Below are 21,094 nucleotides of genomic sequence, written 5' to 3'. Positions count from 1 at the left end.
CCTAGTTTCCCTTCGACTTCTGAGCGCTCTTGCGCGAGATGTGGCGCGCAAAGAGGTTGAACGCGAGAATCATGATCATGAGCAGCAGGGCCGTGCCGTAGGCGGCCTGCATGTTGATGCCCTCGTTGGCAAGCTGGTAGAGGTGGATCGTCATGGGACGGCCCGAGTCAAGCGGCGTCACGGGCAGGTTGATGGCCTGGCCCATGGTGTAGAGCACCACGGCCGTCTCGCCGATGGCGCGGCCGATGGCGAGCACGATGCCCGTGGCGATGCGCGGGAAGGCGCTGGGCAGCACGATCTTGGAGACCACCTGCCACTTGGTGGCGCCCAGACCGTAGGCGCCCCAGCGAATGTAGCGAGGCACGGCGCGGATGGCCTCCTCGGTGGTGCGCATGACGATGGGCAGCATCATGAGCGCAAGCGCCAGAGCGGCGGAGAGCATCGAGAGGCCGAAGCCCATCGCCTCGACGAACATCGCGTAGCCAAAGAGGCCCATGACGATGGAAGGCACGCTGGAGAGGGTGTCGGCCGCATAGCGGATGAAGGTCACGAGCCTGCCCTGCTTGGCGTACTCGGCGAGGTAGACGGCCGCCAGCACCGCCACCGGCGTGCAGATGAGCATCGCGAGCGCCGTGACGTAGATGGTGGAGACGATCGTGGGGAAGATGCCGCCCTCGGCGTTGACGCCGTGGGGCCAGCCAAAGATGAAGTCGAGCGACATGACCGGCAGGCCGTTCACGGCCACGAAGGCGATGATGAGCACGAGCACGAGCGTGGTGAGCACGCCGGCGGCGCGGAACACGCCGAGCATGACGTCGTTGGTACGGCCCTTGTTTGCGCCGCTCGCGCTTCCGGAGGACAGCAGGCGCTTGATGCGGGCGCGGGAGCCCTCGCGCGAAATGGTCTCGACGCCAGTCACGGGCGTCACGGAGTCTGCCGCGAGCTTCTGCACGGGCGCATGGTCGGCCGTTCCCTCGGCGTGGTTGAACGAGACGCCCACCGCGTTCACCGCACGGTCGGCGGCCTTGGCGCGACGATGCCTGGATCGGCCGCGACCCCCCTCGCGGGCGGCCGAGAGGGCACGCACGATGCCCACGAGCCCGGCCGAGATGAGGAACAAGACGACGCCCATGCCAAAGAGGGCGCTCCTGTGCAGGCCGCTCGAGTAGCCCATGTCGAGCGCAATCTGGCTCGTGAGCGTGGAGAGCGGGCTTGCGACGGACGCGGGGATGACGGGCGCGTTGCCCACCACCATGAGGACGGCCATGGTCTCGCCGATGGCACGGCCCATGCCGAGCACCACGGCGTTGACGATGCCCATCTTTGCCGCCGGGAGCACCACCTTGTAGATGGTCTGCCAGCGCGTGGCGCCCATGGCAAAGCTTGCCTCGCGAATGCCCATGGGAATGGAGCGCAGCGCGTCCATGGTGAGGGTGGTGATGGTGGGCACGATCATGATGGCAAGCACGAGCCACACCGTGAGGGCGCCAAAGCCCAGGCCGCCCGTGGCGCCGGCGATGAGCGGGCGCAGCACCACAATGCCAAAGAAGCCGTAGACCACCGAGGGCACGCCGGCAAGCAGGTCAACCGCGGTGCTCACTATGCCGGCAAGGCGCTTGCCCGCAATCTCGGTGAGGAAGACGGCGCAGCCCACCGCGAGCGGCACGCCAATTGCCAGCGCGCCCACCGTCACGATGCCCGAGCCCGCGAGCAACGCGAGGATGCCGTAGCGCCCCTCGGTGGGCGCCCAGTCGAGGCTGAAGAAGGCGGGAAGGCCAATCTGGGTGATGACGGGAATCGCCTTCCAGAAGGTGAAGACGAAGATGAGGACGACGGCCAGCACCGCCACGCAGGCGCAGGCGAGGAAGAGGTTCCTGAGGGCCGCCTCCTTCACGCGCGTGGCCGCCGATACCTGCTTGAGGTTGCTTGCCGTGTCGCTCACTGGTCGCTCCCCTCGCCGCGGCCGGGAATCGAGTTATAGGCCGGGATGTAGCCTGCGTCGCGGATGACCTGGTCCATGCCATCGGAGAGCACGTAGGAGATGTAGTCGTAGGAAGTGCCCTGCGGGTCGCCGTTCGTGAAGAAGTAGAGCTCACGCGAGATGGGATAGGAGCCGTCCTCGACGCTCTCCTCGGTGGCCTCCACCCCGTCGATGGGAAGGGCGCGCACCGTTGTGGTGGCGTAGGCGCTCTCCACGAAGCCGATGGAGATGTAGCCGATGGCGCCCGGCGTGCGGCTCACGACGTCGCGCACCTGGCCGGTGCCGGGAAGGACCGCCGCCGAGCGGTCGAACTCCGAGCCGTCCATGACGATGGAGCGGAAGGCCTCCCGCGTGCCGGAGGCCTCGTCGCGGTTCACCACCTGGATGGCGAGGTCGGGGCCACCCACCTCACTCCAGTTGGTGATCCGGCCGGCGTAGATGCCGCGGAGCTGCTCGGTGGTGAGGCCAGACACGCCGTTGGCCGGATTCACGATCACGGCGATGCCGTCGTGCGCGATGACGGTGGCAACGAGCTCATGGGAGGCCTCCTCTGCCGTGAGGTCACGGCTGGAGGTGGCGATGTCGGCCGTGCCGTTCGAGACGGCCTCGATGCCGGCGCTGGAGCCCAGGCCGCTCACGAGCACGTGCGTGCCCGTCTGCCCCTCGAAGCCCTCCGCCGCCATCTCGGCGATGGGTAGCACCGTGGTGGAGCCCGCCACGGTGAGCGTCTCCGAGCTCGCGCCGGAGCCGCAGGACGCAAGCGCCATGACCACAAAGAGGGCCGCTGCTAAAGCGGCCCCTAGAGGTAGGCGATGGCGGCGTGACGGCCGGTCTTGCCGGCTTCGGCCCGATAGGAGAAGAAACGGTCTACGTGCGTTGCGGTAGATACCCGCGCATCTGCGATCTGGCAAGGCTTCACCCCGGCGTCTACGAGCGATGAGACGATGGCGTTCGTGAGGGAAAGATACCTTAACATTCCCTTAACATGGACTATCGTACCAAACTCGGCAACAAACCGGTCGAGAAGCTCCTCGGAGACCTCGTAGTCCTCCCCCTCGATGTGCGGGCCGATGTAGACCGACACGTCCCGGGGACCGCAACCCGCCTCCTCGCAGAGCACGCGGAGCGCCTTGGCGCTGATGCGCGCGAAGGTGCCTCGCCAGCCCGAGTGGATGACGGCAAAGGCGCCGGGCGCCGCGATGACGACGGGCACGCAGTCCGCGAAGCACAGGAGCACCGGCACGCCGGCGGCCGTGCACACGATGGCGTCCGCCCCGGCCTGGGCCTCGGCACGGGCGCGCTCGAGCTCGGCGGGGGTGGCCGGTGCGGGGAGCGTAACGCCAGGGGCTGGCCCCTCTGCCACACGCCCCCTGCGTGACAAGGTGCCTGTCCCCGGCACCGCGCTGCCCGGCATCGAGGAGCCAGTCCCCGGCGTCATGCCGTTGCCGTGGATGATGACGATGTGGTCGCCGTGCACCTGCTTGGGCTCCACAAGGTTGTGCGCGATGTCGGCCGCACCGGCCGCGGCAAGCGCGCGGGCTCGGTTCTCGGCCACCGCCGCGGGGTCGTCCCCGCAGTGGCTCCCCAGGTTCAGGCTCGCGTACGGCGGCTGGGAGACACCGCCCGTGCGCTCGGTGAAAACGAGCGTGACCCCACCCGGGCGAGCATCGTCGCCGAGCAGGGCCACGCCGTCACGCACGTGCCTGGTGAGAGAAGGCGCCATTAGAGGCGGGCGCGCTTCAGGAAGTCGGGGATGTCGAAGTCCTTGCTGCCGGTGGCAGAGGCGGCGGGCTTCGACGCGGCGGAGGGAGCCGGCGTGGCCGGGGCGACGGGAGCGCGGAAGGCGTCTGTCGGCAGGGTCGGCTGGGCGTTGGCGTCCTGGAAGCCGGTGGCAATGACGGTGATGCGCACCTGGTCGCCAAGGCTCTCGTCAACTGTGGTGCCGAAGATGATGTTGGCCTCGGGGTCGACGTTGGAGGCAACGAGGTCGGCGGCGTCCGAGATCTCGGTGATGCCGAGGTCCTTGTTGCCGGCGATGGAGAGCAGCACGCGCGTGGCGCCGTCGATGGAGCTCTCGAGCAGTCGGCTGGAGATGGCCTCCTGGGCGGCGTCGGTGGCGCGGGAGTCACCGGAGGCGAGGCCGATGCCCATCATGGCCGTGCCGGAGCCGCGCATGATCGTGCAGACGTCGGCGAAGTCGAGGTTGATGAGGCCAGGGACGGTGATGAGGTCCGTGATGCCCTGGGTGCCCTGGCACAGCACGTCGTCGGCCATGCGGAAGGCCTCGAGCATCGTGGTCTTCTTCTCGGCAAGGTCGAGCAGGCGGTCGTTGGGGATGACGATGAGCGTGTCGACGTTCTCGGCGAGATTCTCGACGCCGGAGAGGGCGTTGGTGGAGCGCTTGCGGCCCTCGAAGGTGAACGGCTTGGTGACGACGGCGATGGTGAGCGCGCCCACGTCGTTCTTGGCGATGTCGGCCACGACGGGCGCGGCGCCCGTGCCCGTGCCGCCACCCTCGCCCGCGGTGATGAAGACCATGTCGGCACCGGCGAGCGCGGCCTTGATCTCATCGCGGCTCTCCTCCGCGCACTCGGCACCAACCTCTGGCACCGCGCCTGCACCCAGGCCCTTGGTGATGTCGGTGCCGATGTGGACCTTGATGTCCGCGTCGGAGAGGGCCAGTGCCTGGGCATCCGTGTTCACGGCGACGAACTCGACGCCGCGGATGCCCTCCTCGATCATGCGGTTCACGGCGTTCGTGCCACCGCCGCCCACGCCGACGACCTTGATGACGGCCAGGTAGTTGCTGAGGGTGTCGCTTGCGCTCATGGGTCCTCCTTGCGTGCGGGCGTCGCGGGTGGCGCGACTCTTGCGTTGGGTGGTGCTGGTCCTGCTGGTGGTGCGGGCTTTGCTCGCAGTGGTGCTTTGGTTCTGCATGCTCTCAAACTCTCAAGCTCAGGTTTAGCTCTACGGCAAGCGTAAAGCGGCACATAATGGCACGTTCTTGCGGGGCGAGTCAACTAAAAGAGATTGATTCCTCCCTGAATCTTCAAATCAGCTGGTCGAGCCACCGTGGCCGGAGGCGCCAGAGCCGCCTGTGGAATCGGTGCCGGCACCGTAGGAGCTACCCGACACCTTGCGATAGGTGGGCTTCGTGGGCACGCGCACGTTCACGTAGGTGAGCTGGTCCGGATAGGTGCTCATGATCTGGGTGAGCGCCGCCTGCTTGGAGGAGACGTCGGAGGGAGTTCCCAGCGATACCTCGAGGCCGCTCTTGAGCACCATCGAGATGCTGCCCGTGCTGCTCGCGTAGTAGGTCTGCACCTGCGAGGCGAGGTCCTCCGAGAAGGTGCGCTGGTAGGTGAGCACCGCCTGGATGACATCGTCTGTGGCGGCAGAGCCCTGCGAGGGGTCGACCGTGGAGGGCACCTGAGAGATAAGCAGGCATCCTAGCTCCCGGGCCTTCGCGAGCGCCGCGGCAGAGAGGTCGCCGGACTCGTCCGGGGTGACCTGCACGGGCTCGATCCAGGTGCCGTCGTCTCCCAGCGCCCACACGCTCGCGCCCGAGCCGATGAGCACCACCGCCCAGATGCCGCGCTCCTCCACCGAGATGCCAAGCGTGTCCGGGAACTCGCGCGTGACGTTGACCTTCTTGACCCAGGGGTTCCTCTTCACGTTGGCCTGGATCTGGGGCACGTCCACCGAGAGCAGGGTGGTTCCCTCCTCCACCGCGGCAAGCTTGGCGATGGAGTCAGAGGAGACGTGCTCGGAGGCCTGTGCGTCGATGCCGGTGATGGTGAAGACGGGCAGGTGGCTCATGACCAGGAGCGCCACCACCGCGACGAGGGCCACGACGCCCACGGCAACGGCGGCACGAAAGGCCAAGGTGATGCGGCTTGCCGAAGAGCCCGCCTCGAGCCGGGCCGTGCGCATCTCCGCGCGACGAGCCTCCAGACGCGCACTCCCCTGCCCCGACCGAGAACCGGAGCCCCCGCCCCTGGGCGCGCCCATGAGCGGGCGGCCCGAGGCCGTGCGCCCCGTCGTGGCGCGCCTCGAGGCCTCGAGGCGCGAGGGGGCCGCCGGGGCACGCAGGCTGCCCGACGAGCGCAGGGAGTGCGCCTCGGGGCGAAGGCTGCCGCGTGGGCGAGCGCTGGGGCGGGCCGCCGAGCCGCGAAGCCCGCCGCGGGAGCCCAGGCCCTGCGAGGCCGGTCGGGAGCCGCGCGGTGTGGCGCCGAGCCCCTGGCGCTTCGTCGCCCTAGGACGCGAACCCGAGGAACTTGACTTCCGGTTGGAGGTCGACACCTTCGACCTCCCTCACCTTGTCATGCATGGCGCGCATCACGGCGAGCACGTCGGCGGCCGTGGCGGCTCCGTTGTTGACGACGAAGTTGGCGTGGGTCTCGGAAACCTGGGCCCCGCCCACGGCATAGCCCTTCATGCCGCAGGCCTCGAGCATCTGGGCGGCGCCCCTGGAGCCGGCGGGGTTGCGAAACACCGAGCCGCAGCAGGGCTTTCCCATCGGCTGCGTGGCGCGCCTGCGGGCAAGGCGGTGCTCCATGTCGGCGGCAATGCTTGCGCGCTCGCCCCTCTCGAGGAAAAGCGTGGCCTCGAGGACGATCTCGCCCAGGCCGAGCCCGCTCCAGCGGTAGCCCCACTCGATGTCGCCCCCGGCATGGCGCCTGAGCCCCTCGCCGGGCACGAAGGTGACGAGCGTGGAGATGCGCGGGCCTATCCACTCGCGGCGGGTGCCGGCGTCCATGGAGACGGCGCCGCCCAGCGTGCCGGGGATGCCGCAGGCAAACTCGAGCCCCGTGAGCGATGCCTTCATGGCGGCGTTGACCACCTTGGAGAGCGGCGTGGCGGCGCCGGCCGTGATGGTGGCGTCTGCCGCGCAGACCTCGATGCGCGAGAACTCGCGGCCAAGCACGATAACGCAGCCGTCGAAGCCATCGTCGGCCACGAGCACGTTCGAGCCCTTGCCCATGAGGACCCACTCGACATCCTGGGCCGTGAGGACCTCCACCACTCGTGCGATGGCGGACGGCGTGTGGCACACGGCGAGCATGGCGGCAGGACCGCCGATACGGTAGGACGTGCGGTGCGCGAGGCGCTCGCCCCGCGTTATGTCTGCGTCGACCGCCCCGGAGAGGGACAGATAAGCGTTGGCCAAGCTCACGCGCGCGTGTCCTCCTCGCCGGCCTTGGCGTCGGCCTCCTTGCGGGCCTCGACGAAGGCGGGGCCAACGAGGGTCACGTCGCCCGCGCCCATGGTGATGAGCAGGTCACCGGGACGGAGCTCGGAGACGAGGGTCTTGGTGAGCTCGCGGCGGCTCGGGACGTAGCGGACGTCTGCCACCTTGCCCTCGGAGACGACCTCACCCACGACGGTCTTGCCGGAGATGCCGGGGATGGGCATCTCGCCGGCAGAGAACACGTCCATCACGAGCAGGACGTCGGCGTTGTCGAAGGCCGGGCCAAAGAGCGGCGCCAGAGCGGCGGTGCGACTGTAGCGGTGCGGCTGGAAGACCACGACCACGCGGTCGTAGTTGAGGTCGTGGGCGGCCGAGAGGGTCGCGGCGATCTCGGTGGGGTGGTGGCCGTAGTCATCCACCACGGTGATGCCGTCGATGTCGGCCACGTGGGTGAAGCGGCGGCGCACGCCCTGAAACTCGGAGAGCGCACGGGCGGCCTTCTCGACGTCGAGGCCGAGGACGTCCGCGCAGGCGATGGCGGCCGTGGCGTTGAGCATGTTGTGGCTGCCGGGGTTGGACTTGATGGTCACCTTGACCTCGCGCCCGCCGGGAAGGGCCACGGTGAGGTGGCTCTCGATGGTGTGGTGCGTGGGCTCGGGCGTGCAGGCGTAGTCGAACTCACCGTCGCCGGCAAAGCCATAGGAGACGAAGCGCTTGCCGCTCTGACGGGCAAGCTCGAGGTTGTGAGCCTTCTCGCCGCAGATGACGACCGTGCCGTCATCGCCCACGGTCTGCATGAACTGCACGAAGGCGCCCTCGACGTTCTCGAGCGAGCCGTAGTGGTCCAGGTGGTCGGCCTCGATGTTGGTGATGACCACCACGTTGGGGTCGAAGTGGAGGAACGACCCGTCGGATTCGTCGGCCTCGGCCACGTAATAGGCGCCCTTGCCGCTGTGGGCGTTGGTGCCGTAGCCCTCGACGATGCCGCCGATCAGGAAGGACGGGTCAAGGTCCATGTGGTCGAGCATCGTGGCCACCATGGAGGACGTGGTGGTCTTGCCATGGGTGCCCGAGACGGCCACCGTGGTGTGGCCGAGCGAGAGCACCGGCAGCATCTTGGCGCGCGGCCAGACCTCGATGCCCAGCTCGCGGGCGCGGATTACCTCGGGGTTAGTCTCGGGGATGGCCGTGGAGACGGCAATGACGTCGGGCTTGACCTCGTCGATGGTGGCGGCGTCGTGGCCCACGAAGACCTTGATGCCGGCAGCCTCGAGCTCGCGAACGTAGCGGGAGCTCTTGAGGTCGCTGCCCGTGACGGTGCAGCCGCGGCCATGGAGCACGAGCGCGATGGCGCTCATGCCGGCACCTCCGATACCGACGATGTGGACGCGACTGAACGGCAGGTTCTGGGCGGTGGTTGCCATGTGATGGCTCCTCGAGGTCGATCCGGCGGCGTCCCGTGCGCCGCGCACATTCAATCTCACTACTTTAGCCCAAGGCGCCGCGGTGCGCGCCCCCATGCATCAAAAGGGCATGCACCGCGGCGCCTGCGCAAGGATGGCCGCTAGCCGCGGACGACGCCCTCGAGCTGGTCGGCGAGCTTGGCCGCCGCCTTGTCCTGCGCCAGGCCCGAGGCAGCCTCGCGCATAGCGGCCCGGCGCTCGGGGCTCTCAACGAGACCCACGAGCTCGTCGGCGAAGCGCTCGCCCTTGACGTCCTCATCCTTGAAGAGCACGGCGGCGCCGGCATCGGTGAGGTAGCGGGCGTTGGTGGTCTGGTGGTCTGCCGTGGCAAAGGGGTACGGCACGAGCACGGCGGGCACGCCCAGCGCCGCAATCTCGGCGATCGAGGAGGCTCCGGCGCGCGAGAGAACGAGGTCCGCAGCAGCCAGGACGTCTCCCATGTTGTCGATGTAGGGCATGACGCGCCAGCGCTTCTGCTCGTCGGGCGTGAGCGCGAGGGCATCCACCGTGGCCTCGAAGCCGTCCTTGCCCGTGGAGTGCACCACGTAGAGGCCATCTGTGGCAAGCAGGCGGTCCTTGAGGCCGGCCATGCCCTCGTTGATGGTCTTGGCGCCGAGCGAGCCGCCAAAGACGAGCAGCATCGTGGCGTCGGCCGGGATGCCGAGGGCCTCGCGGCCGGCCTCGCCGCTCGCACAGATGACGCTCTGGCGCACGGGGTTGCCCGTGAGCACCACGTGCGAGGCGTCGCCCTCGCGCGCGAAGACCTTCTCGGCGGCGGGCACGGAGATGCAGACGCGCGCTGCGTGCGGCGCCATCATCTTGTTGGCGAGGCCCGGCACGGAGTTCTGCTCGTGGAGCAGGTAGGGCACGCGATGGGACTTGCACCACCGCAAGAGCGGCACCTCCACGTAGGCGCCAAAGCCGATGGCCACGTCCGGCGCCCCCTGGGCCTTGAAGCGACGGCCGAGGGCGCGGCCCGCGGCGGCCACGCGCGCGAGCGACGAGAGGGCCGTCCAGGGACGAGAGCGGTCGAAGCCCGTGACCTCCACCGGCACGAGCTCGAAGCCGGCCGCCGGCACGAGCCTGCCCTCGAGCTTGCTGGGCCGGCCGTAGAAGGTCACGTGGTGCCCGCGGCCGCGCAGCTCCTCGGCCAGCGCCAGCGCCGGGTTGATGTGACCGGCCGTGCCGCCGGCGGCAATTGCCACCTCGAGTGACTTGGCCATGCTATCTCCTCCTCGTCGGGCGACGCGAGCCGCCCCTCGACTGCCTCTCGAACCTGCCGTTGCGCGCGGCGGCGCCCATGTGCACCTCGGGACCCTGGTCTTGGGTCCTCAGCCTGTCTGCGGCAGACGGCCCCAGGTCGATGCGGTCCCTGCCCGCGCCGGCGCCGCCCTCCACCACGCGAAAGCCCCGACGGGCCTCCTCGGGCGAGGAGAGCGGCACGGAGCCGCCCCGCCGGAAGCCGCCCTGGAGGGGCACGGACGATGGGCGGGACGCAGACGACGGACGGGCAACGGACGTGCCGCCCGTCGCCGGGGTGCCCAAGGGAAGGCCTCCGTAGCCACGCCTGGGCCTGGCCGCCCCCATGCCCGTAACGTCCTCAGGGGCCTCGGGTGCGAGCGTCATCGCGCGGCGGCGCGCGTCGTGCACCGTCTCCGGCAGCGCGGAGTGGCGCGAAACGTTCACGAGCAGGCCCACCATCATGAGGCAGCTCATGATAGACGAGCCGCCGTAGGAGAGGAACGGCATGGGCTTGCCGGAGAGCGGGGCGAGGCCCGTGACGCCCATCGCGTTCAGGAAGAACTGCACCGCGAGCAGGGTGGTGGTGCCCAGCGCTATGAGCCTTCCGGGCAGGTCGCTCGCGTTCTTGGCAATCTGGTAGCCAAAGTAGAGGAGCGCGGAGAACAGGGCGAGCACCGCAAGGGTGCCCACGAGGCCAAGCTCCTCGCCAACGATGGCAAAGATGAAGTCGTTATGGGCCTCGGGCAGGTAGGAGTACTTCATGCGGCTCATGCCCAGTCCCGAGCCAAAGAGCCCGCCCGAGCCAAACGCCATGAAGCCGCGCGTGAGCTGGTAGCCCGCGCCGTACGGGTCGCTCCACGGGTCAAGGGCCGTGAGGATGCGCTGGCGGGAGTAGTCGTCGCCGAGCGAGGCGCCAAGGAAGAGGATGACACCAACGGCGCCAAGGGCGAGCACGGCGGCAAAGGGAACGATCCTCGCCGACACGAGCATGGCCGCCAGCACCACGACGATGATGCCCGTGCTGCCCTTGTCGGGCTGGATGAAGATGAGCGCGAGCGGTGCCCCGATGCAGAGCAGCACGTGGCCCACCATCGAGGCCCCCGACGTGAAGCGGTCCTCCCGGAAGTCGTCCATGAGCCAGGCCCCGGCCACGACGAGCGAGAGCTTTGCGAACTCGGACGGCTGCAGGCGGACGGGGCCGATCTCGATCCAGCGCGTGGCGCCGTTGGCGCCCGAGCCGGCGACCTTGACCGCCAGCAGCATGAGAAGCGTGGCCATCATGAGGCCAAAGAGCGCGCGGGCCCTCACGGCGTGGTAGTCGATGGCGGCGACGAGCGCCGCCCCCGCGAGCCCCATCACGATGAACAGCGCCTGGCGCTTCACGTAGTACGCCGCGTCACCCATCTCGGAGAAGGCCTCCGCGGACGAGGCGGAGAAGATCATCACGAGACCGAAGCAGGTGAGCACGGCAGCTATGGCGATGGTGAGGAGCCTCGGCCGCATGATGCTTGCCGGGACCCCAGAGACGGACCTGGAACTCACGCGCGCTCCTTCTTGGCGATGCGGGCGGCCACGAGGCGCTTGAAGACGTCGCCGCGCTCTTCGAAGCCGCTGAACTCGTCAAAGGAGGAGCAGGCCGGCGAGAGCAGCACCGTCTCGCCGGGGCGGGCGGCCGCCATGCCGGCGTCGAGCGCCTGCTCGAGGTGCGCCGCCTCGAGAACCTCGAGCGAGCCGCCCTGGGCGCGAAGGGCCTTGGCCATGCGCGCTCCGGCCTCGCCGAAGCAGACGGCCACGCGACAGGTGCGCGCGACGTCTGCCGCCATGTCGGAGAGGTCCGTGCCCTTGTCGTGCCCGCCGAGCAGGATCACGATCGAGCCGGCCGGGAAGGCCGTGAGCGCCTTGCTCACGGCATCGGTGTTGGTGGCCTTGGAATCGTTCACATAATGGACGCCCGCAGACTCGCCACACGGCTCGATGCGGTGCTCGAGCGGGCGGAAGGCCCTGAGGCCCGCGCGCACGTCCTCGGCGTCGACGCCGCAGGCGAGCGCGGCGGCGGAGGCGGCCAGCGCGTTCTCGACGTTGTGCTCGCCCTTGATGGAGAGCGCCTCCTTGTTGACGAGGCGGGTGTCGGCGCCGTCGATGCGCACCACGAGCGTGCCGTCGGTGTCCTCCCAGGCACAGCAGGCCTCGTCCGCCCGGGGGCTCTCCCCCGCCTGAAGCAAGCGGCAGACGCGCAGGCCGCGCGCGCGGGCGCGCCCTGCGATGGCACGGCAGAAGTCATCGCCATCGGAGATAACCGCGAGGTCGCCCGCGTCAAGGTTCCGGAAGATGCGCTCCTTGGCGGCGGCGTAGTTCTCCATGGTCTTGTGCCAATAGAGGTGGTCTGGCGTGACGTTCAGCAGCACGGCCACGTGGGGGTGCAGCTCGCGCGAGCCGGCCAGCTGGAAGCTCGAGAGCTCAGCCACGAGCCACTCGCCCGGCGCGCGGTGCGCCACCTCGCCGATGGCCATGCGGCCGATGTTTCCCACGGCCTCGGCCGCCAGGCCGCCCGCGCGCAGAAGGTCGCGCGCGAGGGTGGTCGTGGTGGTCTTGCCGTTGGTGCCCGTGATGCCCACCCAGCGCTCGGGGCTCTCGCGCCACGCGAGCTCGGGCTCGCCGAAGATGGCGTCGCTCGCCGCGTCGGCGCTCCTGCAGAAGTCGCTGAACTCGGAGATGCCGGGGCTCGCGATGCACGTGTCGTAGTGGCCCTCCACCTGCTCGGTGCCACAGACCACGCGGACGCCGGCACGCTCGAGCTCCTCGGTGACGGGACCGGGCTGGCTCTTGGCGCCGCCGTACAGCACGACCGAGCTCACGCGCCCGCCCTGGACGAGGCCGGCCATGTAGCCGGCGACGGCGTCGCCCGTCTTGCCCAGGCCCAAGACCAGCACGTCACCGTATGTGCGCACCCTTGAAGTGTCACTCATGGGAAAGCCCCCTCGACTCAGTTTTCGTACGCCCCATCCTATCGCCCCGCGCCGCCGCGCGATGCCCCGTCAGGCATGCTCCAAAGAAAAAGGGGCCGCCTCGCGCGAGGCGACCCCGTAGGCCACAAATCGATGCCGCGCCCCATGCGCGATATGGCGACGCGTCGTCACCCGACGGCTCCAGCGTCACCGGCGATGCGGCGGCGGGGCGCCGGCGCACGACTGGACAGCCACGCCCAGGCGCCGAGGGCTCCAAGCGAACCTAGCGCAGCTGGAAGTAGAGCGCAAACCCCACCGCGGCGAACATGGCGCTCACGATCCAGAAGCGAATGACCACCTTCGTCTCGCTCCAACCCTTCTTCTCGAAGTGGTGGTGCAAGGGGGCCATGAGGAAGATTCGCTTGCCGGTGAAGTGGAAGCTCACCACCTGCATCATCACCGAGAGGGCCTCCACGATGAACAGGCCACCCATCACGAGCGAGGTGACCTCGGTCTTGGTGAGCACGGCCAGGGCGGCGAACCCGGCGCCCAGGGCCAGCGAGCCCGTGTCCCCCATGAAGATGGAGGCAGGGTAGCAGTTGTGCCAGAGGAAGCCCACGCAGGCACCCGAGCAGGCGGCGGCAAAGACGGCGAGGTTGATCTCGTCGTAGCTGAAGGCCACCATCGCCATGACGAGCATGACCACCATCACGGTGCCGCCGGCGAGGCCGTCGAGGCCGTCCGTGAGGTTCACGGCGTTGGAGAGGCCCGCAAGCAGCAGGAACACGAAGATGACGTAGAGCCACGGCACCCGGACGCCCCAAATGGTGGTGGTGAGCACGCCCAGGTCGATGGAGAAGCCGCCCGGGAACTCGATGGCCGGTGAGATGCCCACGCAGTTCACGGCCACAAGGCAGAAGGTGACGGAGATGACGATGAGGCCGACCATCTTCTGCGAGGGCGTGAGGCCGAGCGAGCGCCCGTGGCTCACGGACTCGATGTCGTCCAGCAGGCCCAAAAGGCCGGTGGCGATGGTCGCCACCACGCACAGGATCATGTCGGGCGTCCACTGGGCGAAGAGCACGCAGGTCACCAGCACACCCGCCAGGATGATGACGCCGCCCATCGTGGGCGTCCCCTGCTTCACGAGGTGCGTCTGCGGGCCGTCCGCTCGCACCTGCTGGCCGATGCCGTCCTTGCGCATGAGCCTGATGAAGGGCGGCATGAGCAGGGCTGTGATGAGACCCGCCACGATCAGGGTGACGAAGACCTGGTAGGTGGGGTACTGGGTGCCAATGAGCAGTTGGGTGAGCATGCTAGCTCCTCACCGCCTTTACGAATCGGTCGAGGTACGCGGCACGGGAGGCCTTCACGAGCACGAGGTCATTGGGCTCGAGCACGGGCGCCACGACCTCGATGAGCGCCTCGACGTCTGCCACGCGGACGATCTTGTCCTCGGAGAAGCCGAGGAGCCGCGCCGCGCGCTCCATGTGGTCTGCCCGGTCCGTACCCACTATCACAAGCAGGTCGATCGGCTTGGCGGCAGCGTAGGCGCCCACGAGCTCGTGGAGGCGGTCCTGCTCGGCGCCCAGCTCGCCAATCTCGCCGAGAATGGCGACACGACGGCCACCCTGGGCCACGCGCATGCTCGAGAGCGCGTCCAGCGCGGCGGCCGTCGAGTCGGGGCTCGCGTTGTACGAGTCATCGATCACGCGGCAACCGCACGCGGCGCGCACGACCTCCTGGCGCATGTGCGTGCTCTCGAGCGCCTCGAGCGCGCCCGCGCAGGCCTCGGGCTCGACGCCAAGGTGCAGGGCGGCGGCGAAGGCGAGCAGGAAGTCCGGCACCACTTGGGCGCCCGTGAGGCGGAGTGTCTCGCGGAAGGTGCTGCCGGCGCGGCCAGCCCCGAGGTCGGCCTCGAGGGTGACGTCGAAGCTCGGGTGTGCCTCGTCGTCCAACGCCACGTGGCAGGCGCGGACACAGGAACCCTCGCCCGGGCCCACGAGCGTCACCGGGACGTTGGCCGGGGCGGCAAAGTGCTCCACGATGAAGGGGGTGTAGTCATTGTCCGCGCACAGGAACAGGCGTGGCTCGGGCGCCACCGTGCTCTCGGGGGCGCAGGCGAGCGGCGCCGCTATTTCGCCCTTGGCCCGGGCGATGTTCTCACGCGAGCCCAGAAGGCCGATGTGGCTCGTGCCCACGTTGGTGATGACGCCCACGCGCGGGCGGGCCACCTCGGCCAGCCGCGAGATCTCGAGCGGGTGGTTCATGCCCATCTCCACCACGAGCACCTGGGCATCCTCGGGGGCTTCGAGCAGCGTGATGGGCACGCCGATGAGGTTGTTGTAGTTGCCGGCCGTCGCATGCACGCGGTACTTCGTTGCCAGGGCTGCCGCAAGCATGTCCTTCGTGGTTGTCTTGCCCACCGACCCCGTGACGCCCACGACGCACCAGTCGTGGCGCGCGCGCCACCAGGCGGCAAGGCGAAGCATGAACTCGCCGGCGTCGTCCTCAACCGGGGCCTGGGCAGCTCCCTCGGCCACGCGGATGACGGCGCAGCCGGCGTCCTCGGCGCAGGCGAGCAGCTCCGGGGTGGGCTCGCGCGTCAGCGCCACCGCCGCGGCACCGGCGCAGACCGCCTTGGGCGCAAAGTCATTACCGTCGACGCGCTCTCCGGAGAAGGCCACGAACAGGCCGCCCTCCCCCACCTTGCGCGAGTCGATGGCGACGCCGGCCAGGTGCCGGTTGCCGTCACCGGAGACGAGCGTGGCTCCCGTGGCCGCGCATAGGTCTGAGACAGTGCACTCAATCATTGATAGCTCTCCCGTCGATGGGCCGTCCGGCCGTGCCCCGCGGCTACTCGGCCTTGACGCCGAGGTCCGCGAGAGCCTCACCCATGATAGCCGAGAAGTAGGGCGCGGCCGCCGTAGCGCCGTGCTGCGAGGTGCCGTAGATGCCCACGTACACGAGTGCCTTGGCGTCGTCTGCGTTCGCGAATCCGATGAAGGAGCTCAGGAAGAGGTCCTTCGCGTAGCCGCCCTCGCTGGAGGCCTGCTCGCCCGTACCGGTCTTGCCCGCAACGGAGTAACCCTTCACCTGGGCGTTCCTGCCCGTGCCCGAGGTGACGACGCCCTCCATGTCACGCGTGACCGCGGCGGCGGCCTCCTCCGAGACGGCGCGCGAGCCCTCGCCCCAGTCAACGGTCTTTCCACCCTGCTGGACGAGGAAGTGCGGCGTGGTGAGCACGCCCTTGTTGGCAACGGCCCCCACCGCGCGCACGAGCTGGATGCTCGGGAACGCGATGCCCTGGCCAAAGGCGGTGGACCCCACGGTGGCTCCGGTGTAGTCCTCGCGCTTGGTGACGAGGCCGGAGACCTCTCCGGGGTAGTCGATGCCCGTGGCCGAACCGATGCCACACCTCTCCAGGCCCGAGGCGAGCTTGTCCGCGCCGATTGCCTGGCCCACCATGGCGGCGCCCGTGTTGGACGAGCGGCGCATGATCTCGTAGGGCGTCATGTCCATCGTGTAGTCGCGGCCGTCGTCGTCGGTCACGTAGTCGTCACCCACCTTGACCTTGGCGGGAACGGTGAACGTGGAGCTGCCGTTGATGGTGCCCGTGTCGTAGCCGATGGCCATGGTCAAGATCTTGAAGGTGGAGCCGGGCTCGTAGGAGTCGGACACGCTCGCGAGCTTGAGGGCCTCGTTCGTGAGGGTCGAGGGGTCCGTGGGGTCATAGAGGGGCGTGGAGGCCGCGGCGAGGATCTCGCCGGTGCCGGGGTCGGTCACCACCACGTTGCCGCTCTCGGCCTCGGAGTCGCCCACGGCCTGCGTGAGCTGCTCCTCGGCAACCTGCTGGATGCTCACGTCGAGCGACACGATGATGTCCTCGCCGTCCTTGGCCTCGCTGATCTGGGCGGCGCCGCCGGCCACCGGCGTGCCGTCGAGGCCCCGCTCCATGACCACCTCGCCATCGGTGCCAGAGAGGACGTCGTCGTACTGGAGCTCGAGGCCGGAGAGGCCATGGCCATCCGCGCCGATGAAGCCGAGCACCTGGCCGCCCGTGGCGCCATAGGGGTAGACTCGCTTGGTGTCCGCCACGGAGTAGATGCCGTCGACCTTCATGGAGGAGAGGTCGCTCAGCACCTGCGTGGCGGCATCGGTGTCGGCCTTCTTCTTGAGGTAGGCGAAGGTGGTGTCCTGCGAAAGGACGTCCATGTAGGTGGAGGCGTCGCCACCAAGCTGGCTGGCAAGAAGGTTCGCGACGTCCTGGCGCTTGTCCGCATCGACGGCCTTGGGGTTGCAGTACAGCGTGCGGCACTCGACGCTCGAGGCGAGCACGTTGCCGTTGCGGTCGTAGATGGTGCCTCTTCGCGCCGACACCGTGACGGTGCCCGTGTGGACCTGCTCGGCCTTGGCGGCAAGGTTGGGGCCGTCGATGACCTGGAGCCACACCAGGCGGCAGGCAAGGACCGCGAACAGCACGAGGAGGAGCCCCGGGATGGGCAGGCCACCGTGGCCGCCGCGCCTCAGGCGGGCGTCGCGGTCCCTGGCCTCGTCGTAAGACGAGCGGGCCTGGTCGCGCGAGCCGTAGCGACGGCGGCGACCCTGGTTGTGTCTTCTGTCTTGTCTAGGCATAGGAAGTGAGTCTACGCGACCCAGAACGGCATGGCCGCGCTTAGCCGATCGAATCCATCGTCACTGCATTGGAACCGGCGGTGGAGCCGTCGCCGTCGGTCTGGGCGACGTTGCCCAGCGAGGCAGCGGCGCGGGCGGAGGTGTCGGTGCCCGCAGAGGCATCGGAGCTCGCGGCCACGTCGCCAGGGGTGGCGTCGGAGTCGGAGCTGGACTCTGCCCCGGAACCGTCGGCCGCAGGGGCCTCGGTGGAGCCGGCGACCATCTGCTCGGGGTCATCGGCGGCGACCATGCCGTAGGACTGGGTCGCGATGCGGCCGATGCGGGTGCTGCTGGAGAGCACCGAACGCTCTACGCGGAGGTCGCCCTGCGTGGAGCGGGCATCCTTGATGTCGGAGCGAATCGAGGTGTTGTCGGCCAGCACGCTCACGGCGGCGGAGTAGATGCCCACGCGGGCAATGCCGAGGAGCGCAAGGGCGCACACAACTGCCGCGAGCACCCTCAGGCGCGTGACAAGCTGCGAGGAGACGCCGCGACGAGCCTGGGCGTCAAGGCCCCTGCCCTCGAAGACCTCGAAGGAAGGCGCGGAGTTTTGAGCAAGCGCCCCCTCTCCGGGAGCGTCGAGACGGTAGGCCTCGGAACCCTGGTACATGAGCTTCATCCCCGTTGTGCGAAGTAGCGTGTGTGTGATGCGGTGGTGGTGCGTTTAGGCTGCGGTGTGGTGCGTGTGGGTGCGTTGGTGGTGCCTGGTGGTGTGTTTGCGCTGCGAGGGTGTCGCGGCGGTGGTGCTATGCAAAGACGGCGCGGGGCCGAGGTTGCCATGGGTGCGCTAGGCGTCGAGCTTGACCGCCACGCGCGTCTTGGCGCTGCGGGCGCGTGGGTTGCGCTCGAGCTCCTCCTCGCCCGCCACGAGTGGCTTGCGAGTCTTCACGCGAATGATCGGCACGTGTCCGCACACGCAGACCGGCAGGTCTGGCGGGCAGGTGCAACCCTGGGAGAACTCGTGGAAGAGGTGCTTCACGATGCGGTCCTCAAGCGAGTGGTAGCTGATGACGCAGATGCGGCCACCGGGGTTTGTCCAGCGAACCGCCGCCTCCAGCCCCCGCTCGAGCACCTCGAGCTCGTGGTTAACCTCGATGCGCAGGGCCTGGAAGGTCTTGCGCGCCGGGTGCCCTCCCTTGCGGCGTGCCGCCGCGGGGATGCCGGCCTTGATGGCGTCGACGAGCTGCAGGGTCGTCTCGACGGGTTCCTTCTCCCTGCGGCGGCACACCTCGCGCGCAATGCGCGGGGCAAACCGCTCGTCACCATAGACGGAGAGAATCCGGGCGAGGTCGGCTTCGTTGTAGGTGTTGATGACCTCTGCTGCGGTTAGGGTGTTGTTGCCCGGATCCATCCTCATATCGAGGGGCGCATCCTCGTGGTACGAGAAGCCCCTCTCGGGTATGTCGAGTTGCGGGGAAGAGACGCCGAGGTCGAACAGGAAGCAGTCCACGCCGGGAACCTCGGCCTTAACCAGGAGCGTGTCCAGGTCGCCGAAGTTGCCCTTGAGGAAGTGGTGCCGGCCCTCCGGAACCTCGCGCTCGAAGCGCTCGGTGGCGGCGGCCAGCGCCATGTCGTCCTGGTCGATGCCGATGGAGAGGCCGTCGGGCGCCACGCGCTTGGCGAGTTCGACCGTATGACCAGCCCCGCCCAACGTGCAGTCGCAGACGACATCCCCGGGCTTGGGGTCCAGCTCCCGCAGGACCTCCCCCAGCATCACGGGTACGTGCCGATATTCGTCTGTCAATGCCCTCACCCCTCGCTAGTCCTCGTCATCCAGCAGAGCGTCGAGGTCATCCTCGAGCTCGGCCTGCTCCTCAGCCCACTTCTCCGTGTTGTAGACGGCGATGTGGTCCGCGTCGCCGACAACGACGACCTCGCGTCCGAAGCACAGCTTCTCAAGGTCGGACTCGGGCATCTTGCCAAGCGCCACGCGCCCGGACTTGTCGATGTCCACCGTCACCGTCTTGGCGTTGAGCGCCAGGCGGAGCTTTTTGTCCTTCTTGCTGCGCGGGTTGAAGCCCTCTGGAAAGCAGCTCTCCACCCACTCCCTGTGCCCCTCGGGGGTAAAGCCCCACAGCGCGCCCTTCACGAGGATGAGACAGACCTTGTTTCCGGACTCCTTGAAGTCCTCGCGATAGTCGGCAGGAAGGGTGATGCGACCCTGGGCATCCATGGAAACGGTCTTGGAGCCCGTCAGGTACATCTACTCACTCCCCCTCGGCGTCGCGTGCCGGCGTCCCGGCCTGCTCGTCCGCGCTTGCGCGCGACGCGCCCACGAGTCCGGTCGGCCCCGCTGGCGCGTACAAGAATACTAAGGCCCTCGGAGTGACTGGGCAACCCTAAATCCGACTATTTGCCCCTATGGGCCACTCACCGAAACCTAGAGGCCACTTTGGGCAAAGACGGTGTCTCTAGGACTTGTGGGAACATGCGTTTGCAACACAGGTGATGGTGGCAGGGGCATCCAGGGGCGCCCAGGGAGAGGATTTTGTAAGCCTCAAGCAACCCTCAAGCTTTTGAGGAAATCATGAAGCCGCAGCTAGAGATAGGTATTTGTAGCAACGCCCCAGCTCAGGGGCCAAACAAGCTCCACCCTTGCGAGACCACCCGCGCACGGCCGGCCCTTCAGGTCACGAGTGCGCGCGCGGGTGCGCCTCGAGGTACACCTCTCGTATGTGCGTGCGGTCGAGGTGCGTGTAGAGCTGCGTCGTGGAGATGTCCGCATGGCCAAGCAACTCCTGCACCACGCGCAGGTCTGCCCCACCCTCGAGCATGTGCGTCGCAAAGCTGTGGCGAAGGGTATGGGGATGCAGGCCCTCGATGCCCACCACGACCCCTGCGCGCGCCACGATGGCGTGGACGCTCTGACGGGAGAGGCGGCGACCTCGGTTGTTGAGGAAGACGGCGGAGGTGGAGACGCGCGGGTTCACGAGCTGCGGGCGCCAGTGCTCGAGGTAGTCCTCCAGCACGACGGCGGCGGTGCCCACGATGGGAACGATGCGCTCCTTGTCGCCCTTGCCCAGCACGCGCAGCACCTGCTCGTCAAAGAGCACGCGCCTGAGGTCGAGCCCGCAGAGCTCGGAGACGCGCAGGCCGCAGCCATAGAGCACCTCGAGGATCGCGCGGTCGCGCTGGCCGGCGGGCGTCTCGGGGAGCGGCTGGTCCAGCAGGGCGTTTGCCTGGTCTTGGCTGATGACGCTGGGAAGGCGCGCGGGCTTCTTGGGCAGCGGCAGGTCTGCCGCGGGATGCGACGTGGTGATGCGCTCGCTCACCATGAAGCGGTGGAAGCCCTTGATGGCGGAGATGGCGCGCTCCACGCTGGAGACGGCCATGCCGCTCTCGCGCAGACGGTGAATGTGGGCCTCGATGCGCTCGCGGGTGATCTGATCTGGCCGGGTGACGCCCTCCCTGCCAAGGCCGGTAAGGTAGTTGCGCAGGTCACGGCCATAGGCCAGCACGGTGTTGCGCGAGCACCCGCGCTCGACGGCAACGTAGTTCAGGTATTCCTTGAGTGCGCGCGCAAGATCCACGGCCCGCCGCCCCAATCCGCAACCAACTGCCAACCCGTGCCGAGGCACGAAAACGCCCCGGGCCAACG

17 protein-coding genes are annotated in these 21,094 nt (G+C 68.6%); all 17 read right to left on the bottom strand.

Annotated elements, in window-relative coordinates; all coding sequences use genetic code 11:
* Position 1 precedes the first annotated feature (1 nt).
* The 17 genes from pstC to xerD all read right to left on the bottom strand — a co-directional run bounded on the left by pstC (position 2) and on the right by xerD (position 21,026).
* A complete protein-coding gene (gene pstC / locus EFAMC2_RS10390; RefSeq protein ID WP_261980219.1) occupies positions 2 to 1,942 on the bottom strand; it encodes a phosphate ABC transporter permease subunit PstC in 1,941 nt (646 codons plus the stop codon).
* Positions 1,939 to 2,868, bottom strand: a complete 930-nt coding sequence (locus tag EFAMC2_RS08665; RefSeq protein WP_410054806.1) for a phosphate ABC transporter substrate-binding protein — start codon at positions 2,866 to 2,868, stop codon at positions 1,939 to 1,941. The genes pstC and EFAMC2_RS08665 overlap by 4 nt, the downstream gene beginning before the upstream one ends.
* On the bottom strand, positions 2,781 to 3,704 hold the full coding sequence (locus EFAMC2_RS08660; protein ID WP_154028631.1) for a polyphenol oxidase family protein: 924 nt from the start codon (positions 3,702 to 3,704) through the stop codon (positions 2,781 to 2,783). Before EFAMC2_RS08660 ends, EFAMC2_RS08665 begins: the two co-directional genes overlap by 88 nt.
* Positions 3,704 to 4,810 carry a cell division protein FtsZ gene (gene ftsZ, locus EFAMC2_RS08655; RefSeq protein ID WP_154028629.1) on the bottom strand — a complete coding sequence of 369 codons (1,107 nt, stop codon included), beginning with the start codon at positions 4,808 to 4,810 and terminating at the stop codon, positions 3,704 to 3,706. Before ftsZ ends, EFAMC2_RS08660 begins: the two co-directional genes overlap by 1 nt.
* A 225-nt stretch (positions 4,811 to 5,035) precedes the next feature.
* Positions 5,036 to 5,866, bottom strand: coding sequence for a cell division protein FtsQ/DivIB (locus EFAMC2_RS08650; protein WP_261980217.1), 831 nt, complete (start codon positions 5,864 to 5,866; stop codon positions 5,036 to 5,038).
* Between the two features lie 370 nt (positions 5,867 to 6,236).
* Positions 6,237 to 7,157: a UDP-N-acetylmuramate dehydrogenase gene (gene murB / locus EFAMC2_RS08645; protein ID WP_154028625.1), complete on the bottom strand. Its 921-nt coding sequence runs from the start codon at positions 7,155 to 7,157 to the stop codon at positions 6,237 to 6,239.
* Positions 7,154 to 8,596: a UDP-N-acetylmuramate--L-alanine ligase gene (gene murC, locus EFAMC2_RS08640; protein WP_154028623.1), complete on the bottom strand. Its 1,443-nt coding sequence runs from the start codon at positions 8,594 to 8,596 to the stop codon at positions 7,154 to 7,156. The genes murB and murC overlap by 4 nt, the downstream gene beginning before the upstream one ends.
* 140 nt (positions 8,597 to 8,736) lie before the next feature.
* A complete protein-coding gene (murG, locus tag EFAMC2_RS08635; protein ID WP_154028621.1) occupies positions 8,737 to 9,858 on the bottom strand; it encodes an undecaprenyldiphospho-muramoylpentapeptide beta-N-acetylglucosaminyltransferase in 1,122 nt (373 codons plus the stop codon).
* Between the two features lies 1 nt (position 9,859).
* A complete protein-coding gene (locus tag EFAMC2_RS08630) occupies positions 9,860 to 11,419 on the bottom strand; it encodes an FtsW/RodA/SpoVE family cell cycle protein (RefSeq protein ID WP_154028619.1) in 1,560 nt (519 codons plus the stop codon).
* Positions 11,416 to 12,843, bottom strand: a complete 1,428-nt coding sequence (murD, locus tag EFAMC2_RS08625; RefSeq protein WP_154028617.1) for a UDP-N-acetylmuramoyl-L-alanine--D-glutamate ligase — start codon at positions 12,841 to 12,843, stop codon at positions 11,416 to 11,418. Before murD ends, EFAMC2_RS08630 begins: the two co-directional genes overlap by 4 nt.
* A gap of 262 nt (positions 12,844 to 13,105) precedes the next feature.
* On the bottom strand, positions 13,106 to 14,137 hold the full coding sequence (mraY, locus tag EFAMC2_RS08620) for a phospho-N-acetylmuramoyl-pentapeptide-transferase (protein ID WP_154028615.1): 1,032 nt from the start codon (positions 14,135 to 14,137) through the stop codon (positions 13,106 to 13,108).
* A gap of 1 nt (position 14,138) precedes the next feature.
* Positions 14,139 to 15,635, bottom strand: coding sequence for a UDP-N-acetylmuramoyl-tripeptide--D-alanyl-D-alanine ligase (gene murF, locus EFAMC2_RS08615; protein WP_154028613.1), 1,497 nt, complete (start codon positions 15,633 to 15,635; stop codon positions 14,139 to 14,141).
* Positions 15,636 to 15,678: 43 nt separating this feature from the next.
* Complete coding sequence (locus tag EFAMC2_RS08610) at positions 15,679 to 17,457, bottom strand: peptidoglycan D,D-transpeptidase FtsI family protein (RefSeq protein ID WP_154028611.1); 1,779 nt, start codon at positions 17,455 to 17,457, stop codon at positions 15,679 to 15,681.
* Between the two features lie 40 nt (positions 17,458 to 17,497).
* The gene (locus EFAMC2_RS08605; protein ID WP_154028609.1) at positions 17,498 to 18,106 is read right to left on the bottom strand and encodes a hypothetical protein; all 609 of its coding nucleotides are present in this window, start codon (positions 18,104 to 18,106) and stop codon (positions 17,498 to 17,500) included.
* 177 nt (positions 18,107 to 18,283) lie between these two features.
* A complete protein-coding gene (rsmH, locus tag EFAMC2_RS08600) occupies positions 18,284 to 19,240 on the bottom strand; it encodes a 16S rRNA (cytosine(1402)-N(4))-methyltransferase RsmH (protein WP_154028607.1) in 957 nt (318 codons plus the stop codon).
* A 15-nt stretch (positions 19,241 to 19,255) separates the two neighbouring features.
* Entirely contained in the window at positions 19,256 to 19,699 is a 444-nt protein-coding gene (locus EFAMC2_RS08595; RefSeq protein ID WP_154028605.1) for a division/cell wall cluster transcriptional repressor MraZ, read from the bottom strand.
* A gap of 427 nt (positions 19,700 to 20,126) precedes the next feature.
* Positions 20,127 to 21,026: a site-specific tyrosine recombinase XerD gene (gene xerD, locus EFAMC2_RS08590; protein ID WP_154028603.1), complete on the bottom strand. Its 900-nt coding sequence runs from the start codon at positions 21,024 to 21,026 to the stop codon at positions 20,127 to 20,129.
* Positions 21,027 to 21,094: the final 68 nt, after the last annotated feature.

Source organism: Olsenella uli (genome assembly GCF_901212655.1).
GTDB classification, from domain to species: Bacteria; Actinomycetota; Coriobacteriia; order Coriobacteriales; family Atopobiaceae; genus Parolsenella; species Parolsenella uli_A.
Note: the sequence above shows the minus strand (reverse complement) of the source record. Positions and strands in the feature narration are given on the sequence as shown.

Bases quoted from the DNA above. Each gene is read 5' to 3' on its own strand.
- murF (WP_154028613.1), bottom strand. From the start codon at position 15,635: ATGATTGAGTGCACTGTCTCAGACCTATGCGCGGCCACGGGAGCCACG.
- mraY (WP_154028615.1), bottom strand. From the start codon at position 14,137: ATGCTCACCCAACTGCTCATTGGCACCCAGTACCCCACCTACCAGGTC.
- murD (WP_154028617.1), bottom strand. From the start codon at position 12,843: ATGAGTGACACTTCAAGGGTGCGCACATACGGTGACGTGCTGGTCTTG.
- EFAMC2_RS08610 (WP_154028611.1), bottom strand. From the start codon at position 17,457: ATGCCTAGACAAGACAGAAGACACAACCAGGGTCGCCGCCGTCGCTAC.
- EFAMC2_RS08605 (WP_154028609.1), bottom strand. From the start codon at position 18,106: ATGTACCAGGGTTCCGAGGCCTACCGTCTCGACGCTCCCGGAGAGGGG.
- ftsZ (WP_154028629.1), bottom strand. From the start codon at position 4,810: ATGAGCGCAAGCGACACCCTCAGCAACTACCTGGCCGTCATCAAGGTC.
- murG (WP_154028621.1), bottom strand. From the start codon at position 9,858: ATGGCCAAGTCACTCGAGGTGGCAATTGCCGCCGGCGGCACGGCCGGT.
- murC (WP_154028623.1), bottom strand. From the start codon at position 8,596: ATGGCAACCACCGCCCAGAACCTGCCGTTCAGTCGCGTCCACATCGTC.
- EFAMC2_RS08595 (WP_154028605.1), bottom strand. From the start codon at position 19,699: ATGTACCTGACGGGCTCCAAGACCGTTTCCATGGATGCCCAGGGTCGC.
- EFAMC2_RS08660 (WP_154028631.1), bottom strand. From the start codon at position 3,704: ATGGCGCCTTCTCTCACCAGGCACGTGCGTGACGGCGTGGCCCTGCTC.